We start from the raw sequence: 18,023 nt of genomic DNA, 5'->3' as shown, positions 1-18,023 counted from the left end.
ATGCCCCCTGAACGACGCACGACCCGACTCGCCGCCCTCACCACGGCCCTCGCCGTCGGCGGTGGACTCGCGCTCGCGGGCGCCGCGCCGGCGCAGGCCGCCGCCTTCGACGACCCGACCGAGATCGCCTACGTCGGCGCCGACGACATCCGCGCCGACGAATCGACGTACGTCGGCTGGCACAACGGCGCCACAGGAGGCTCCTTCGTCGACGGCGATTACGGCCTCGAACTCACCGGCAAGGTGCAGATCCTCAACGGCTTCGACGAAGCCGCCGACAACGGCGACCTCCGCGAGTTGATCTCCACCGGCATCACCTGGGGAAGCGACAACGCCTACTTCCAGATCCCGCTCTTCTTCGACACCGCAGCGGGTGAACCGCAGTTCACGACACTTCGGCCGGCCACCACCGCTGCTCAGTCGGTCGCTCTCGGCGACCAGTGGACGACGAGCAGGTCCGTCTCCGACACCATCCCGGCGAACACCACCGACACGCTGGAGAGCCTGCTCACCGCGATCGAGGGATCTTCGGAGGCCGCTGACGACGTCGACCTTCTCGGTTACGGACTGTTCGTCGATGCCGGCGAGACAGGAACTGCTTACTACGTCCAGTGGGACTCGCTGAGCACGCAGTTCGTCCCCGCTCCCGTGGAGGAACCGTTGGGCGAGGCTCCCTTCGTCGACTCCGAGCAGCTCGCCGAGGTCATCGCCGACAACAACTTCACGGTCGTCGAAGGCGGCTCGTTCACGCAGGGCGCCGCCGGCCACCTCGTCGTCGACGGGGATGTCTCGTTCGGCCTCCGCTTCTTCGACGCCTTCGCCTACTCGACGCCCGTGCCCGTCGGGGTTTTCAAGGCCGACTCCTTCGGCGATGTCACCGTGACGCTCTCGCCCGAGGCCCTCGCGGCGCTCGCGCCGGGGCAGCACACCCTCGTGCTCGCGTCGCAGGGACAGAACGAGGGCGGGCTGTACTTCGTGACCTTCACCGTCGTCGCCGCCGCGACGCCGGGCGGCAGCTCGACCGTCACCGGCGCGGCCCTCGCCGAGACCGGCTTCGACGGCACCCTGCCCCTCCTCGGCGGCGCGCTGCTGCTCGCGGCCGGTGCGGTGCTCGTCCTCCGTCGTCGGGCCGGTGCTTCGGCCTGACGCTGAACGACGGCTTCGGGGCCGTGCGGATGCCATGCGGCATTCGCACGGCCCCGTTCCATTTCATCGAGCGGATGCATCGTGGCGTGAGATTTCTCTGGGACAAACGTCCCACTCTTGCTACGCTGCCCTCGTGATGGCGCGAACCCGACGGGGTCTCCTCGCCGGTGTCGCGCTCACGGTGCTCGTGGCGCTGGGCGCCGGCGTCGCCGTCGTGCTCGCCGACGAGCTCGGCATCCGCAGCGAACCGTCCGACATCCCGACCGAGGTCCTCGCGGCCGCGCCCGAGACAGCCTCGATTCTCCCGCCCGAGTTCACCGCGATCACCGCACCGCCCTCGTTCCGCATGGAGCTCGCGGTCGATGAGCTGCGCGACGCGGTCGTCGAGGCCGACGCGACCGTGGGCTCGGCGACCCTCGACGTCGTCATCGCCGAGACCGAATCCGACACCGAGAGTTCGAACGCGGGCGAGCACGACCTCGACGAGTCCTACCGCCTCGAGGGCACGCCCGACGCGCTGCGCGTGGTCGCGGCATCCGAGGCCGGCGCCGTGCTCGGCGTCTACGACCTCGCCGCCGCCGTGCGCGACCGCCGAGCCGTGACGGAGCGACTCGGCCAGACCGTCGAGTCCCGCCTCGGGTTCCGCATGATCGATCTCGGGGCGGTCGGCGTGACGGCCGACGAGTCGGCGTGGGTGGCCGGCGACGACTACTCGCACAATTCGAAGGCCTTCGTCGACGTCATCCTCGCCGAGGCGCCCTACATCGACGAGACCGCGCTCGCGGTCGCCCGCACCGACTTCGAGGCGTACGTGCGCCACGCGCTCGCCGAGGGCTACAACGCGATCGCGATCCCCGGCTTCATCGAGTACCTCACCTTCTCTGGCGTCGGCGACGGCGCCGAGGTCTACGACGCCGACGACTCGCACGTCGCTCGCGCGCAGGCGATGCGCGAGGCGTTCGGACCGATGTGGGAGTACGCGCACGACGCGGGCCTCGATGTGTACTTCCGCACCGACATGCTGACGCTCACGACGCCGCTCGAGGAGTATCTCGTCGATCGCTTCGGCAGCCTCGCCACCGACGTCCCCGAGTTCTGGGACGTCTACACGGCAGGCCTTGACGAGCTGTACGCCGAGATGCCCTACCTCGACGGCGTGCTCATCCGCATCGGCGAGGCGGGCCGGGTGTACGACCTGCCCGGCTGGGACTACTACTCCGAGCTCGCGGTCACGAGCGTCGATTCGGTGCGGGCGATGCTGACCGCGCTCACCGGGCAGGCCGAGCACGCCGACCGCGAGTTGATCTTCCGAACCTGGAGCGTCGGGGTCGGCGCCGTCGGCGACATGCACACGAACGACGCGTCGTACGAGGCGGTGCTCGGCGGCATCGACTCCGAGGCGCTCATCGTCTCGACGAAGTACACCCTCGGCGACTTCTACAGCCACCTGCCGCTCAACCACACCCTCGAGATCGGCGAGCAGCGCCGCATCGTCGAGTTCCAGAGCCGCCGGGAGTTCGAGAACTTCGGCGCCTTCCCGAACGACCTCGGCGTGCTCTACCGCGAGGCCCTGCAACGCTTCATCGAAGCGAACCCGCAGGTCGAGGGCATCTGGACCTGGACCCAGGACGGCGGCCCGTGGCGTGCCGGCCCGCTCTCGCTCGAGCTGAAGGCGGGCTTCTGGCAGCTCTACGAGCTCAACACCGAGCTCGCCGTACGCCTCGCGCGCGACCCCGACGCCGACCCGGCCGCCATCACTGCCGACTGGGCCCGGCGCTGGTTCTCGGGCGACCCGGCGACCGTGCAGGCGATCGGCGAGGCGATGGCCCAGTCGCGCGCGGCCATCACCGACGGGCTCTACATCGGCCCCTTCGCCGACCGCCGGGTCTTCGCGATCGGCCTCGAGCCGCCGCCCATGATGTGGATCTTCGAATGGGACATCCTCACCGGCGACAGCGCCGTGCTGAACGTGATCTACGAGATCAGCCGTGGCGAGCTCGACGAGGCGATCGCGGGCGGCGACCGCGCGATCGCCGCGGTCGAACGCATGCAGACGGTGATCGAGGCGACGGATGCCGCGAGCTGGCGCGACCCCGCACTGCGCACGGCCTTCCTCGACACCCTCGACTACCAGGCCAACACCTACGCGATGCTCGGCGACTACCGCGAGATGTTCCTGCGGCAGGCCGAGTGGCACGACACCGGCGATCAGGTGGCCTACGAGCGGTGGGATGCCGCGAGGCGGGCGTTCGAGGCATCCGCTGCCGCTCATGAGGCGGCCTACGCCGGCGACCCGTACCTGCCCGCATACAACCTCACGGCGGCCGAGCTCGGCGTCGAGCGGGCCGTGCGCGACCTGCCGATGGCGTGGGCGGCGAGGATCGCGCTCGTGCTGCTCGTCGCATGGCTGGTCTACGGCATCGTGGCCGGTCGTGCGAAGGCCCGATGGCCCGGCGCCCGCGCCGCTCGCGCCCTCTGGGTGGCCGGCACCAGGCCATGGCGCGCCCGCGAGGTCGTCGACGGACTCGGTGTGCTCGACCGCGTGCTGCTCGCGGCGGTGCCGGCCGCGTTCCTCGCGGCGAGCCGCGGCATCCAGACCTGGTTCCTGGCGCCCTCGCACCTGCTCGTCACCCTCGGCGCCTGGGCGGTGTTCGCGGGCGTGCTCTGGCTCGCCCTCGGCCGCCGCTCGGCGTGGCCGGTGATCGCCGCGATCGGGGGAGCGGCGGTGCTCCGCGTCGCGCTGCTGCTCGTCGTGCTCGCGCCGACCGGCCCGGGCGGCTACTGGTTCGAGTTCTGGACGAATCCGCTCGGTCGCTCGGTGTACGTCGCCGTCGCGTTCGCCGCATTCGGATGGGTCGTGGTCGCTGCGGCCTGGGCGATCGCCGTCGAGCGAGGAGCGCTCTGGGCGACCGGCGCGGTCATCGCGGGCGTCGGCGTCGTGCTCGCCGTGTTCGGCTCGCTGATCGGCCTGATCGGCCTCGAGGCGGCGCTCAGCCGGTGGAACGACGAGATGGCCCTGCTGCCGTGGGGGCTCTCGCGCATCCTCGGCATCAGCGTCTACCTCGACATCCCCGCAGACACCGCGTGGTGGGTCGCGATCGCCGGTGGCGTGCTCGTGGCGGTGGGCGCGATCTGCATCGCACTCGGTCAGAGGTTCTGGCCGATGTCCCACAGCTTGTCGGGCCGCCCGTCGAGCGCTTCGGAGACCGCGAGCGCCTGATCGTCCGACAGCGAGGCGACGTAGTCGATCACGCCGCGGCCGACCCCGAGGCGACGCACATCGCCCGCGGCGGGGATCGGGACGCCGTCGGGGCGCTCGTGCCGGAGCACCGCGTACCCGTCGGTCGCGATCTCGACGAGCTCCTTGAGGCGCTGCGGCACGCGGTCGCGGTCGTGCTCGTCGGTCGCCCATGCCGTGAGGCCCTTGACCGCTCGGGCGAGCACCCGGCTGAGCCCGCGCTGGTACATGACGATGTCGGCGCGGTCGAGGATGAAGTGCCGGTGCACGAACTTCAGGATCTCGACCTCGTGCCACGCCCGTCGGTCGAGGGTCACGAGGCCCGAGCGCACGACGTCGGGCGGCGCGGGCACGACCGATGACTGCAGGTGGGTGATCCAGCGGTTCGTGAACGACGAGAGCGCGCGCTCCGAGGCGATCGATCCGTCGAACGGGGTCGCGAGCAGGCCGTCGACCAGGTCGTCGGCGACGACGTCGACGGCATCGGCGAACGCGTCGTCGTCGGCCACCCACGGGTCGTCGCGCGCGAACTTGCGACGCAGGGCCTCGAGCGCGCTGCCCGCGGGGGCTGTGCGGGCCCTGAGCGCCGCGTCGTCGAGCTCGCGGAGCTCGGTCCACCCCTCGATCCACCCGCGGAACTCCCGCGCCACGGCGCCCTGGCTGAGCACGCCGGCCCGATAGAAGTCGTCGACGTCGTGGATCGAGTAGGCGACGTCATCGCCGATGTCCATGATCGAGCACTCGAGCGACTGCTGCATCGGCGGCAGCCCGGCCCGCGCCTGCTCGAGGTCGAGGGCGTCGATGCCGTACGCCGAGTACTTCGGCACCTCGATGCCCTGCGCGGTGCGCCGCAGGCCGCGCGGCAGCGGGCCGTCGCCGAACGACGATGCATCGATGTAGCGGGTCCACGGGTACTTCGCGACGGCCGTGCGCACCGCGGCCGTGAGGTTCAGCCCGCGCGGTGCGGCCTCGCTGACGTCGAGCGCGGTGAGGATGCGGTAGCTCTGCGCATTGCCCTCGAAGCCGTCGACGAGTCCGAGCGTCTCGCGGGCGAGCCGGTCGAGCACCCGCTCGCCGAGGTGGCCGAAGGGCGGGTGCCCGAGATCGTGGGCGCTCGCCGCCGCCTGCACCACGACGGCGTCGCAGCCGTGCTCGAGCGCGAGGTCGCGCGCCGGCGACGCGGCATCCGTCAGCTTGACCGCGATCGCCCGCGCGACCGCCGTGACCTTGATCGAGTGGGTCAGCCGGTTGTGGATCAGCGGACCGGCGCCCGGTTGCGCGATCACCTGCGTGACGGCGGAGAGGCGGGAGAAGTACGGCGAGAAGCGGATCCGCTCGAGATCGAGTCGGTACTGCGAGTGCTCGCCGGTGACCTCCGCGCTGCTGCGCGGCTCCGGTACGAGGCGCGATGCGCGGTCGATCGTCATGCGCTCAATCTAAGCCGATCGGCCGCTCGATGCGGAGAAGCAGCAGGTCGCGCGGCCCATCGACACGGGCGACTCGGATGCCGCGGGGCAGGCGGTGAGGGCGGGGCATCCGCTCGGCTTTACTCTGCCTGCGGCGTCGCATACACTTGGTGAGGTTGTTGAAGTCAACCAAGATTCTCTGCGCCTATTTTCGGGGTTTTCCCGCGAAGAAACGCAGCGAATCCGGGTGCTTCGAGAATCGGTGGAACAGCCCCGGTCACCCGGTCGTTTCCATAGGGCGGTGGCTCAATTGGTAGAGCAGCGGTCTCCAAAACCGCAGGTTGCAGGTTCGAGTCCTGTCCGCCCTGCGAGCCGGCAGCGATTGCCGGCCCACGAAAGGTGTACGAGGTGGCACGAAAAGTAATCGACGAACCGAGTGAAGACGTCGTCGCCAACGCGAAGCGTGATCGCGCCGCGCGTCGGAACCCCTTTTCGCGCGTCGCCCTGTTCATCCGGCAGGTCATCGCCGAGCTGAAGAAGGTCGTCACGCCGACCCGCAAGGAGCTCCTCAGTTTCACGACTGTGGTGCTCGTGTTCGTCATCATCATGATGGCGATCGTGTGGGCGTTCGATCAGGTGTTCGGCTGGCTGGTGCTGTACGTCTTCGGAACACCGGGGGTCTGATCGGGCCTTCGGGTTCGACGGATCCGGTTCGCCGCTGGCGCACCGGAGAAAAGGATTGAGAGAAGTGTCAAGGACTGAGCGCGACGACGTCGACTGGGCCACGGCTGCCGAGCAGTCGGCCGAAGACGACGAGGCGCAGACGGGCAACACCCTCGAGCAGGCAGAGGACTCGGTCGAGCCGGCCGAGCACCGTGCCGTGCACGTCGTCGACGACGAGGGCAACGACGTCGATCTCGACGCAGTGCTCGACGCGATCGCCGAGTCGAGCGACCCCGAGGCTGACGCCGTGGTCGACGACGCACTCGACATCGACTCGGCCGAAGAGGCCGAGGCTGCCGTCGAGGCCGTCATCGAAGAAGACGAGGAGCAGGCCGACCCGTACGCGGAGTTCCGCGCCGAGCTCCGCTTCCTCCCCGGCAAGTGGTACGTCATCCACTCCTACGCGGGCTTCGAGCGCCGTGTGAAGGCGAACATCGAGCAGCGCCGTGAGTCGATGGCCATGGCCGACTACATCTACCAGGTCGAAGTGCCGATGGAAGACGTCGTCGAGATCAAGAACGGCCAGCGCAAGATGGTCACGCGCGTCCGCATCCCCGGCTACGTGCTCGTGCGCATGGACCTCAACGAGGACTCGTGGTCGGTCATCCGCCACACGCCCGGCGTCACCGGCTTCGTCGGCAACGCGCACAACCCGACACCCCTCCGTTTCGAAGAGGCCTTCGGCATGCTGAAGAGCCTCGTCGAGATCAAGGACGTCGCTCCGGTCAAGGGTGCGAAGGGCGGCGCCGCGACCGGTGCTGCTCGTGCGATCCCCGCCGAGGTCGACTTCGAGGTCGGCGAGACCATCACGATCAAGGACGGCTCGTTCGCGGGCCTGCCCGGCACGATCAGCGAGATCAAGCCCGAGAGCGGCAAGCTCATCGTGCTCGTCTCGCTCTTCGAGCGCGAGACCCCGGTCGAGCTCAGCTTCGACCAGGTCACCAAGCTCTAACACCTCCCAGACAGCACGCAGCGGCCCTCCGGTACACTCGGAGGGTTGTGCTGCGTCAGGCACGTGCTCGTGCAACACAACAGATCACCGCATCCCGGAACGGCCGGGTTGCGGGAGAGTGCCCCGGCAACCGGGGCGTTCGAACAGAAAGAGAGAAATCATGGCACCGAAGAAGAAGGTCACCGGTCTGATCAAGCTTCAGATCAAGGCCGGCGCCGCGAACCCGGCCCCGCCCATCGGCCCGGCCCTGGGTCAGCACGGCGTGAACATCATGGAGTTCTGCAAGGCCTACAACGCGGCGACCGAAGCCCAGCGCGGCAACGTCATCCCCGTTGAGATCACGGTCTACGAAGACCGTTCGTTCACCTTCATCCTGAAGACCCCGCCCGCCGCCGAGCTCATCAAGAAGGCTGCCGGCGTCGCAAAGGGCTCCGGCGTCCCGCACACCACCAAGGTCGGCAAGCTGACCCAGGCACAGGTGCGCGAGATCGCCGAGTCGAAGATGGTCGACCTCAACGCCAACGACCTCGACGCAGCGTCGAAGATCATCGCGGGCACCGCTCGTTCGATGGGCATCACGGTCGAATAGGCCCCGGCGGATGCCACGCGGCATCCGTTCACCAGAACTCAGCATCAGTGGCAGCGCCCGCCAGGCGCAGATGACCACACTCTCTCAAGGAGAAGCAACATGGCACAGAAGTCAAAGGCCTACCGCGCCGCGGCCGACAAGATCGAAGACGGCAAGTTCTACACCCCGAGCGAGGCTGTCGCCATCGCGAAGGAGACCGGCTCGGCGAAGTTCGACTCGACCGTCGAGGTCGCGCTGAAGCTCGGCGTCGACCCCCGCAAGGCCGACCAGATGGTGCGCGGCACCGTCATCCTCCCGCACGGCACCGGCAAGACCGCTCGCGTCATCGTGTTCGCGACCGGCCCCGCCGCTGAGGCTGCCATCGCAGCCGGCGCCGACGAGGTCGGCGGCGCCGAGCTCATCGAGAAGGTCGCCGGCGGCTACACCGCGTTCGACTCGGCGGTCTCGACCCCCGAGCTCATGGGCCAGGTCGGCCGTCTCGGCAAGGTGCTCGGCCCGCGCGGCCTCATGCCCAACCCGAAGACCGGCACCGTGACCCCGAACGTCGGCCAGGCCGTCTCCGACATCAAGGGCGGCAAGATCGAGTTCCGCGTCGACAAGCACGCCAACGTGCACTTCGTCGTCGGCAAGGCATCGTTCACGCAGGAGCAGCTCGAAGAGAACGCCAACGCGGCCCTCGAAGAGGTTCTGCGTCTGAAGCCGTCGAGCTCGAAGGGCCGTTACATCCAGAAGGGCGCCGTGTCGACCACGTTCGGCCCCGGCATCCCGCTGGACGTCAACTCCATCTAGTCTCACCGCAGACTGCACGAAGGGCTCGCCGGTTCGCCGGCGGGCCCTTTCGTCGTCGACGAGCCCACCTGCGACCGCGCGTCGGGACGGTTCCGAAGCTCGCACCGGAGGTGCTCCGTTCGGATCGGGGCAGGGCAGCTCACGCGGTGATGGTGAACCCGGGTTCGCCGGTCGGCTCGTGCTCCGCGACATCCGTGCGCTCGACGATCGAGCCCGGCGGCCCGGTCGCGAGCCAATCGAGCATGGCGGTGACGGATGCCTCGTCGCCCTCGATCTCGGCCTCGACCGCGCCGTCGGGGCGATTGCGCACCCAGCCGGTGATACCCCGCCGTTCGGCCTCGCGGCGCGCGGCGTAGCGGAAGCCCACGCCCTGCACGTGCCCGTGCACCACGACGTGTCGACGGATCATCCGACCAGCGTAGGCCGCCCCTGCTCGCAGGGGGAAGGCGTTCCCACCACCCGCCGCGTCGTCGACGGCGGTAGCATCCAGTCATGAGCGAGCGAACGAGCGCGATCATCGCGGGCGGCAGTGTCGCCGTCGTCGCGATCGGCGTCGGCATCTGGCTCGCACGACTCGGCGCGTGGGGGCTGGTCGCCTTCACGGTCGTGCTGGCGAGCCTGATCCTCTGGATGCTCGTGCGCCACGAGCGGCATCGGCCCGAGGTTCACCACGCGGAGGATGACGCCGATCGGCGCCACGGCTGGGAATGGTCGCCGTAGACCCTGAGAGCTCAGCGACGCGAACCCGGGCGGCCGGGTGGCGCGGGCAGGGGAGCCGCTGCCCGCCTGCCCGCCACCCGGGTGATGAGCGAACTTCGTCAGTGCACGTCCACTGCCCGCGTCGCCCCGGTGCGCAGGCGGATCTCGTCGGCGACGACGATCGCGTCATCCGACGGGGCATCCGACTTGCGGTCGGGGCGCGCGAGGAAGAGATACGCGAGGCCCGTCACCATGACGACGCCGAGGCCGATCAGCACGACGAAGTCGGTGAAGAAGTCTCCCGTCGAACCGGGCAGCGAGAGCAGCACGATCGCGAACACCCCGTAGGCGAGCGCGAGGACGTTCACGATGACGCCCCATGAGCCGAGCGAGAACGGTCCGGCCGGTCGCCAGCCCTTGAACCGCTGCCGCAGCGAGGCGAGCACGACCATCTGGAACGCCACGTAGATGCCGAGCACCGCGAAGGAGGTGACCGGCACCAGCAGGTCGCTGTTCGCCCAGATGAGCACGGCGATGAGCGCGGGGACGGTGCACGCGACGATGAGCGCGTTCGTCGGCACCTTCGTGGTCGGCGAGACCTTCGCCAGCCAGCGGTGACCGGGGATCATGCCGTCGCGGGCGAAGGAGAACAGCAGGCGGCTCGCCGCGGCCTGCAGGCTCAGCACGCACGACAGGAACGCGGTGATCGCGATGACGAGGAAGAGCTTCGCGCCCACGGGGCCGAGGGTCGCCTCGAGGATGCCGGGGATGGGATCGGCGTCTTCGCCGCTGACGATCGACGCGAGGTCGGGGGCCGCGAGCACGTAGCCGCCGAATGAGAAGAGCGCTGACACGCCGCCGACGAGGATCGTCATCATCATCGCCTTCGGGATGCGGCGCGCGGGGTTCGCGACCTCTTCGGCGACATCGCCGCAGGCCTCGAAGCCGTAGAACAGGAAGAGGCCGGCGAGGGCGGCGCCCATGAAGGCCGCCGCATAGCTGCCGTCGCCCTCGACGCCCATCGTGTCGAAGAAGACGCGGAACTCCTGCTTGCGCTGGAAGATCAGCAGGTAGAGGCCGAGGCCGATGACGCCGATGAGCTCGGCGGCGAGCCCGATACGGGCGACGCGGGCGAGCCACTTCGTGCCCGTGAAGTTGATCGCGAGGGCGACGAGGAGGAATGCGAGCGTGATCCACAGCGTCGACGCGTCGGTGACCTCGATTGCGAAGAGGCTCGCCGCGAATCCGGAGCCGAACTCTGCCACCGAGGTGATCGTCACGATCATCGCCCAGATGTAGACCCACGCCGCCATCCAGGCGTAGCGCCGGCCCCAGAGTCGCCGGGCCCACGGGTAGATGCCGCCGTGGATCGGGTACTGGGAGACGACCTCGCCGAACACGAGCGACACGAGCAGCTGGCCTGCCCCGACGATGACGATCCACCAGATCGAGGGCGGGCCGCCGATCGTGAGCGCCACCGCGAAGAGCGAGTAGACGCCGACGAGCGGCGACAGGTAGGTGAAGCCGAGGGCGAAGTTGGCCCAGAGGCTCATGGATCGATTGAACGTGTCCTCGTAGCCGAGCACGCTCAGGTGTTCGCCGTCGGAGAGGGCCGCTGCGGGCCCGCGATCTTCTGACATGAGCTGCCTTCCGATGCTGCTGCGACTCCGGCCGCCCCCGCCGAAGGCACCACGTCGTCGTGGTGCTGCGCCAGCCTAGCGATACATGCGGTCGTAAAGCTATAGCACCGGATGATTAATTCGCGGGGCGCAGGCACGCACACGATGCACGTGATAGACAGTGAGGTCAGCCGCCGCGCCCGCCGGTGATCGAGACAGCGCCGCACGCCACGAAGGAGAACATGATCGAGGCCCCGCACACCACATCGTCGGGCGACGCCCGTGCGCAGGCGATCGACCGAGCCGAGGCGGCCATGCGCCAGCACGCCGACGCGAACATCGTCATCACGAACGCGATCGACCGAGCACGCGACGTCTCGAGCGGCAGCGGCGTGCTCGACGGCTTCACGGTCGCGCTCAAGGACATGATCGATGTGGCCGGGCTGCCCACCACCCGCGGGTCGGCGCTCTACGGCGGCCTCGACGCGCTCGCGACGGCGCCGTGCGTCGACGCGCTGCAGCAGGCCGGCGCCGTCATCGTCGCCAAGGTCAACCTGCATGAGTTCGCGTACGGCGTCACGAACGAGAACCCGCACTGGGGTGATGTGGTGAACCCCCGGCATCCGGATCTCATCGCCGGAGGATCGAGCGGCGGCACGGCCGCGGCGATCGCGGCGGGCATCGCGCGAGTCGGGCTCGGAACGGACACTGCGGGTTCCATCCGGATGCCCGCCGCGTGCTGCGGCGTCGTCGGACTCCGGCCGCGCACCGGTCGCGTCTCCGGCCGCGGCGTCGCGGGTCTCGCTCCGTCGTTCGACGTCGTCGGCCCGATGGCCGCCACCGTCGAGGACACGGCGCGGACGTGGGCGGTGCTGAGCGGCGAGCCGGTGCCGGATGCCGCTGCACTGCACGGCCTCGTCATCGGCGTGATCGAGGGATGCGCCGCCGCGGATCGGCTGCGGGCCCTCGGTGCCGAGATCCGCTCCTTCGAGCTGCCGGGGGATCTGCTCGACCCGTTCTGGACGATGTTCCGTGCCGAGGCGACGCGTACGCACGAAGGCACGTTTCCGCGCAACGCCGCCGACTACAGCGCGAACGTGCGGGCCAAGCTCGAGAACGCCTCCGGTGTCGATGCCGGGGGCTACCAACGCGCCCGTGACGAGATCGACGCCCTGCGCGGCGAGGTGGCCCGGCGGATGCACGGACTCGACCTGCTCGTCAGCGACACGCTCGGGTGCGCGGCGCCGCCCGTGGGGTGCGACGAGGTCGCCATCAGGGACGACCTCGGCCGCCTCGTCGCCCCGTTCTCGGCCCTCGATCTCCCGGCGCTGGCGATCGGCAACCTGCAGATCGTGGCTCGCACCGAGGCCGATGCGCTTGCGGCCGGACTTGCGTGGGAACGGGAGGTCGGCGAGATCCCGCCGCCCTGGTGACGGGCGCTCGCGCTCAGCGGTCGCCGCGGGAGATGCCCAGTTCCGTGAGGATGCCGGTCACCGCGTCGAGGAACGGGTCGAGTTGCGGTCCCTGCCGCGTGGCGTCGACGAGTGCGAACACCTTGCGGGCGAGCCGGATCTCGGGAACGTCGAGTACGACGACCCCCTCCGGCAGCCGGTGCAGCGCGAGCTCGGGAACGAATGAGGCCGCGAAGGCGCCGGCGACGAGTTCGAGACTCACGGTGTAGTCGTCTGATCGGGCGACCGTGCGAGGCCGGAGGTCCCGGCCGCGGAAGATCCGGTCGATGACCGCGGCATCGCTCGTGCCGGAATGGTGCACGACCCAGGGCAGGTTGGCGAGGCGGTGCAGGGGCACCTGCTCGCGGGGCACGAATCCCCACGCCGCCGGAACGACGACGCGGTACTCATCGTCGCCGAGCCACTCCCGGCTCATCGACTGCGGCCACGAGAGCACGGTGTCACCCACCTGGTAGACGAGGGCGACGTCGAACTCGCGGCCGGAACTCACCTGCTGGATGGTCGGAGACGGGTCGGCGATCCAGAACTGCAGGTCGACGTCGGCGCCCTGCCACTCGGGCAGCCGCAGCAGGCGTGAGACGAGCGGCGTGGCGAGGCTCGGGAAGACCGCCACCTTGAGTTCCTGCGTGATCGTCGAGTGGGCGCTCACCGTCGCGGCGAGCAGCGCATCGATGTCGGCGAGGACCCGCACGGCGTGCCGGGCCATCGCGGTCGCGGCGTCGGTCGGGTGCGCCTTTCGTGCGGAACGCTCGAAGAGCGGAACGCCCACCTCGCGCTCGAGGGCGGCGATCTGCTGGGAGACGGCGGAGGCCGTGTAGCCGAGGCGGTTCGCGGCCGCGGCGAAGGAGCCGAGGCGAACGGTCTCAAGCAGAGTGCGGAGGTGGATCGGATTGACCAACAGCATTCCTTATGCTCAGCGCGGCAAGGTGTCGAGGCCGCGCTCTGTATGTTGCATCACGTTTCCCATAATCTTGCATGACATTCGCACGTCTTCACGAGCTATCGCAAGGAAAACTGTTGGTTTCAACGCTATTTCGTCACGCCCGCATCCACTCGATGGATGGGACGGCCGCGCCCGCCGATGCGATCCTCTCGGTCGACGGGGTGATCGCCGCCATCGGCGCGCACGAGGACGTCGTGGCGCGAGTCGAGGGCGCGGTCGAGACCATCGACCTCGACGGAGCGGCGGTGCTCCCCGGGCTCATCGATGCCCACATCCACACGGGAGCGTTCGCGCGTGAGATCGACGCGCTCGACCTCCGCGGGGCGTCGAGCCTCGACGAGGCGCTCGCGCGAGTGCAGCGATACGCGGCGACGCGCGAGCCGGGCGCGCTCATCATCGGCGGGCGATGGGACTCCAACGCCTGGGACGTACCGGTGCAGCCCGATCGGCACAGCCTCGACCGGGTGAGCCCCGATCGCCCGATCGCCCTTCCGAGCATCGACGGCCACACGGTTTGGGCGAACACCCTCGCCCTCCAGGTCGCAGGCGTCAGCGCAGCGACGCCCGACCCGATCGGCGGCGAGATCGTGCGCGACGAGCGCGGCGAACCGACCGGCATCCTGCGGGAGTCCGCGCGCTACCCGTTCAAGGACCTCATGTACTCGCCGCTGGCCGGCGATCTCCTCGCCCAGCTGCGCACGGCGCAGCGGCACCTGCTCTCGATCGGGCTCACGGGCATCCACGACCTCGACGGCGAGGACGTGCGCGCGGCCTACCTCGAGATGCACGAGCGGGGCGAACTCGACCTCAGGGTGCACAAGTCGATTCCGCTCGAGCACCTCGACCAGGCGATCGCCGAAGGCCGGTACACGGGCCAGGGCGATGCGTGGTTCACGACCGGCCCCGTCAAGATCTTCTCCGACGGCGCACTCGGCTCGCACACCTCGCACATGAGCGAGGACTTCGTCGGCCAGCACGGCAATCACGGCATGGAGGTCGTGCCGTACGCGGATCTCGTGCAACTCGTGGGGCGAGCAGCAGCGGCGGGCATCGCCGTTGCGACCCACGCGATCGGAGACCAGGCGAACCACCTCGTGCTGAACGCCTACGAGGAGCACCTCGCCGTCTCGCGATCGCGGGGACTCCGGCACCGCATCGAGCACGCCCAGCACATCCGTCGCGACGACGTGGCCCGTTTCGCGGCGCTGGGCGTGCTGCCGTCGCTGCAGCCGACGCACTGCACTTCCGACATCGCGATCGCGGAGGCGCTCCTCGGCGATCGCCCCCTCGCCAACTACGCCTGGCGCTCCCTCGCCGACGCCGGGGCACGTGTGGTGTTCGGATCCGACGCCCCGATCGAGGATCCCAACCCGTTCCACGGAATCCACGCGGCCGTGACCCGTCGGAACAAGCACGGTCGGCCGCCCGGCGGCTGGGAACCGGAGGAACGAGTGAGCGTCGCCGAGGCGATCGAGGCGTTCACCGTCGGCGGGTCCTTCGCGGCCGGCACCGAACACACCGTCGGACGGCTCGCCGTCGGCCAGGCATGCGACTTCATCGTCGTCGACCGCGACCCGTTCACCGCCGCCGCGGAGGAGCTCCGCGACATCAGCGTCTCGACCACCGTCGTCGGCGGCCGAGTGCGCCACCAGCGCTAGCGCGAGACGACTGCACCACACAACACAGCCCCGGATCCGTCCGGAACCAAGAATGGAGCGACACACGATGCGTCAGAAGTCCCACACCACCCGCGGTGCGTTCGCACTCGTGATGGGTGCCGTACTGCTCGGAACCACCGCCTGCGGCGCGCAGAGCCTGAACGCCGCCGAGAACGACGAGGTCGGGGGCGAGGTCGTGCTCATCGAGGCGCCGAGCGAAGACCTCGCCGCGGGCGTGATCAACTCCATCGAGCCGAGCAGCGAGCTCGCAGACCTCGTGCCCGCCTCCCTCCGCTCCGAGGGGCTCAAGGTCACGAGCTCCGTCGGCTACCCGCCCATGGAGATGTTCGGGGCCGACGGCGAGGTCGTCGTCGGCGTCGACCCGTCGATCGCCCGCGCAATCGCCCGAACGCTCGGCGTCGACCTCACGATCACCGACCAGGAGTTCAACGCGCAGATCCCGGGCGTGCTCACCGGCCGCTTCGACTTCCTGATCTCGTCGATGACCGACAACGAGGAGCGTCGCGAGACCGTCACCTTCGTCGACTACGTGCGCGCCGGCAACGGCTTCCTCGTGCAGGATGGCAACCCCGGCGGCGTCGCCGTGCCGGCCGACCTCTGCGGCAAGATCGTCTCGGTCGTCGACAACGGCTCGTCGATGTTCCTCGCCGAGGAGATCGACGCGCAGTGCGCGACCGACGGCGAGGCCGCGGTCGACATCCTGAAGTTCGAGGGCGACACCGAGGCGATCCTGGCGGTCAAGAGCGGCCGGGCTGCTGCCACGATCACCGACTACCCCGTGGCCGTCTACCGTGCCGACACCGAGGACTCCGAACTCGAGGCCATCGCGATCGAGGGCGGGGAGAGCCCGTGGGGCATCGCCATCGACAAGAAGAACACCGAACTCGTCGACCTGGTGCAGCAGGCGCTGCAGGAGCTCATCGACTCGGGCGCGTACCTCGAGATCCTCGATGCCTGGGGCGTCGGCCAGATGGCCGTGGACTCCGCCGTCGTCAACGACGGGCAGTAGGCACCAGCATGGCTGCACCGCATCGGCGTACCGAACCGCTCCCCGGACCGGACGGCGCCCTGATACCCATCACTCCGCGAATGCACTGGGGCCGTTGGGTGATCGGCGCGCTCGCCGTCGCCTTCGTGCTCTGGCTCGTGGCATCCGTCGTCTTCAATGAGAACATCCGCTGGAACCGCGTGTTCGAGTACCTGTTCTCGCCGAAGATCCTGAACGGCGTGTTCGTGACCATCTGGATGAGCGTGCTCGCGACCGTCATCGGTCTCAGCCTCGGCGTCGTGCTCGCGGTCATGAAGCTCTCGCGCAACAGCGTTCTGCAGTGGATCGCCACGGGCTACATCTGGTTCTTCCGCGGGACGCCGGTGCTGGTGCAGCTCATCTTCTGGTACAACCTCGCCTTCCTGTTCCCGTTCCTCACGCTGCAGGTGCCCTTCACGCAGATCGGCGTGCGCTGGGACACGAACGACATCATGACGGGCTTCACGGCGGCCCTCCTCGGTCTCGGTCTGAACCTCTCGGCGTACTTCGCCGAGACCGTGCGCGCCGGCATCCAGGCGGTCGACCGAGGCCAGACCGAGGCGGCGCTCGCGGGCGGCATGACGTCGATGCAGACGATGCGCGTCATCGTGCTGCCGCAGGCGCTGCGCATCATCATCCCGCCGACCGGCAACGAGTTCATCTCGATGCTGAAGACCACGTCGCTCGTGATCGTCGTGGCCGGCAACGACCTCATGACCAACGCGAGCCAGATCTACAAGCAGAACAACCTCATCATCGAGCTGCTCATCGTCGCGAGCATCTGGTACATGGTGCTCACCGCGATCGCGACGTTCGCGCAGTCGCGGCTCGAGCGACGGTTCGGAGCGGATGCGGTGCGCCTCGTGCGCGGGCCGACCTTCGCCCAGACGCTCCTGAAACGCGGCTCGCCGGCGCAGCAGGCGCAGACCGCGACCGAAGCGATGGCGAGCATCGAAGAGAAGGCGACGAAACGATGAACGCATCACTCGTCCGCGCCAGCGGCGTGACCAAGAGCTTCGGCCACCATCAGGTGCTGAACGGCGTCGACTTCGAGGTGCGCCCCGGTGAGGTGAGCTGCATCATCGGCCCGTCGGGCTCCGGCAAGTCGACGTTCCTCCGTTGCATCAACGCGCTCGAGACCGTCGACGGGGGAAGCCTCGAGGTGGCCGGGTCGCAGGTGGGCTACGAACTCCGGGGCGGCACCTACCGCCCGTGGCGCGACCGCGACTTCGCCCGTTTCCGGTCGGGCATCGGCATGGTCTTCCAGCGGTTCAACCTCTACGGCCATCTCGACGCCGTCGAGAACGTCTCCTGCAGCCTCGTCAACGTCGCGGGCATGAGCAAGGATGCCGCACGCGAACGCGCCATGGCGGAGCTCGACCGGGTGGGACTCGCGGCGCACGCGACCAAGCGCCCGCACCAGCTCTCGGGCGGCCAGCAGCAGCGCGTCGCCATCGCGCGGGCGCTCGCGATGGACCCGCAGCTCATGCTGTTCGACGAGCCGACATCGGCCCTCGACCCCGAACTCGTCGACGAGGTGCTCGAGTCGATGAAGGCGCTCGCCCTCGGCGGCATGACGATGGTCGTCGTCACCCACGAGATCGGCTTCGCGCGCGAGGTCGGCGACACGGTGAGCTTCTTCGACGAGGGGGTCATCGTGGAGTCCGGAACGCCCGATCGGGTGCTCTCGCACTCGTCATCGCCGCGCACCCGCGCCTTCCTCGACAAGGTGCTCTGAGGG

General features: G+C 69.2%; 16 protein-coding genes and 1 tRNA gene. 13 read left to right on the top strand and 4 right to left on the bottom strand.

Annotation, left to right across the window (positions count from 1 at the left end):
• On the top strand, positions 1-1,146 hold the full coding sequence (locus VPH61_RS02325; protein ID WP_332061907.1) for an LPXTG cell wall anchor domain-containing protein: 1,146 nt from the start codon (positions 1-3) through the stop codon (positions 1,144-1,146).
• Between the two features lie 136 nt (positions 1,147-1,282).
• Positions 1,283-4,366 (top strand): hypothetical protein, encoded by a 3,084-nt coding sequence (locus tag VPH61_RS02320; RefSeq protein ID WP_332061906.1) that lies wholly within the window; start codon positions 1,283-1,285, stop codon positions 4,364-4,366.
• On the opposite strand, the gene dgt is transcribed toward VPH61_RS02320, so the two are convergent.
• Positions 4,294-5,811 (bottom strand): dGTP triphosphohydrolase, encoded by a 1,518-nt coding sequence (gene dgt, locus VPH61_RS02315; protein WP_332061905.1) that lies wholly within the window; start codon positions 5,809-5,811, stop codon positions 4,294-4,296. The genes VPH61_RS02320 and dgt overlap by 73 nt on opposite strands.
• A gap of 274 nt (positions 5,812-6,085) precedes the next feature.
• On the opposite strand from dgt, the gene VPH61_RS02310 reads away from it, so the two are divergent.
• The 5 genes from VPH61_RS02310 to rplA all read left to right on the top strand — a co-directional run bounded on the left by VPH61_RS02310 (position 6,086) and on the right by rplA (position 8,843).
• Positions 6,086-6,158, top strand: a tRNA-Trp gene (locus VPH61_RS02310).
• Between the two features lie 40 nt (positions 6,159-6,198).
• Entirely contained in the window at positions 6,199-6,474 is a 276-nt protein-coding gene (secE, locus tag VPH61_RS02305) for a preprotein translocase subunit SecE (protein ID WP_056007694.1), read from the top strand.
• A gap of 64 nt (positions 6,475-6,538) precedes the next feature.
• The gene (nusG, locus tag VPH61_RS02300) at positions 6,539-7,465 is read left to right on the top strand and encodes a transcription termination/antitermination protein NusG (protein ID WP_332061904.1); all 927 of its coding nucleotides are present in this window, start codon (positions 6,539-6,541) and stop codon (positions 7,463-7,465) included.
• Between the two features lie 160 nt (positions 7,466-7,625).
• Entirely contained in the window at positions 7,626-8,054 is a 429-nt protein-coding gene (gene rplK / locus VPH61_RS02295) for a 50S ribosomal protein L11 (protein WP_022891467.1), read from the top strand.
• Between the two features lie 99 nt (positions 8,055-8,153).
• Entirely contained in the window at positions 8,154-8,843 is a 690-nt protein-coding gene (rplA, locus tag VPH61_RS02290; protein WP_332061903.1) for a 50S ribosomal protein L1, read from the top strand.
• A 139-nt stretch (positions 8,844-8,982) separates the two neighbouring features.
• Here rplA and VPH61_RS02285 read toward each other — a convergent pair whose 3' ends face one another.
• Positions 8,983-9,252: an acylphosphatase gene (locus VPH61_RS02285; protein ID WP_332061902.1), complete on the bottom strand. Its 270-nt coding sequence runs from the start codon at positions 9,250-9,252 to the stop codon at positions 8,983-8,985.
• Positions 9,253-9,335: 83 nt separating this feature from the next.
• On the opposite strand from VPH61_RS02285, the gene VPH61_RS02280 reads away from it, so the two are divergent.
• Complete coding sequence (locus tag VPH61_RS02280) at positions 9,336-9,563, top strand: hypothetical protein (protein ID WP_332061901.1); 228 nt, start codon at positions 9,336-9,338, stop codon at positions 9,561-9,563.
• A 98-nt stretch (positions 9,564-9,661) separates the two neighbouring features.
• On the opposite strand, the gene VPH61_RS02275 is transcribed toward VPH61_RS02280, so the two are convergent.
• Positions 9,662-11,182, bottom strand: coding sequence for an APC family permease (locus VPH61_RS02275; RefSeq protein WP_332061900.1), 1,521 nt, complete (start codon positions 11,180-11,182; stop codon positions 9,662-9,664).
• A gap of 221 nt (positions 11,183-11,403) precedes the next feature.
• Here VPH61_RS02275 and VPH61_RS02270 point away from each other — a divergent pair, with 221 nt between their 5' ends.
• The gene (locus tag VPH61_RS02270; protein WP_332061899.1) at positions 11,404-12,594 is read left to right on the top strand and encodes an amidase; all 1,191 of its coding nucleotides are present in this window, start codon (positions 11,404-11,406) and stop codon (positions 12,592-12,594) included.
• Positions 12,595-12,607: 13 nt separating this feature from the next.
• Here VPH61_RS02270 and VPH61_RS02265 read toward each other — a convergent pair whose 3' ends face one another.
• On the bottom strand, positions 12,608-13,531 hold the full coding sequence (locus VPH61_RS02265; RefSeq protein WP_442879040.1) for a LysR family transcriptional regulator: 924 nt from the start codon (positions 13,529-13,531) through the stop codon (positions 12,608-12,610).
• Between the two features lie 158 nt (positions 13,532-13,689).
• Here VPH61_RS02265 and VPH61_RS02260 point away from each other — a divergent pair, with 158 nt between their 5' ends.
• From VPH61_RS02260 to VPH61_RS02245, 4 genes are all read left to right on the top strand, one after another.
• Positions 13,690-15,234, top strand: a complete 1,545-nt coding sequence (locus VPH61_RS02260; RefSeq protein WP_332061897.1) for an amidohydrolase — start codon at positions 13,690-13,692, stop codon at positions 15,232-15,234.
• A gap of 67 nt (positions 15,235-15,301) precedes the next feature.
• Positions 15,302-16,264, top strand: a complete 963-nt coding sequence (locus VPH61_RS02255; protein ID WP_332061896.1) for an ABC transporter substrate-binding protein — start codon at positions 15,302-15,304, stop codon at positions 16,262-16,264.
• 80 nt (positions 16,265-16,344) lie between these two features.
• On the top strand, positions 16,345-17,259 hold the full coding sequence (locus tag VPH61_RS02250) for an amino acid ABC transporter permease (RefSeq protein ID WP_332061895.1): 915 nt from the start codon (positions 16,345-16,347) through the stop codon (positions 17,257-17,259).
• Complete coding sequence (locus tag VPH61_RS02245) at positions 17,256-18,020, top strand: amino acid ABC transporter ATP-binding protein (RefSeq protein ID WP_332061894.1); 765 nt, start codon at positions 17,256-17,258, stop codon at positions 18,018-18,020. Before VPH61_RS02250 ends, VPH61_RS02245 begins: the two co-directional genes overlap by 4 nt.
• The last annotated feature ends 3 nt before the right edge of the window (positions 18,021-18,023 follow it).

Source organism: Agromyces sp. CCNWLW203 (assembly GCF_036576125.1).
Classification (GTDB): Bacteria; Actinomycetota; Actinomycetes; order Actinomycetales; family Microbacteriaceae; genus Agromyces.
Note: the sequence above shows the minus strand (reverse complement) of the source record. Positions and strands in the feature narration are given on the sequence as shown.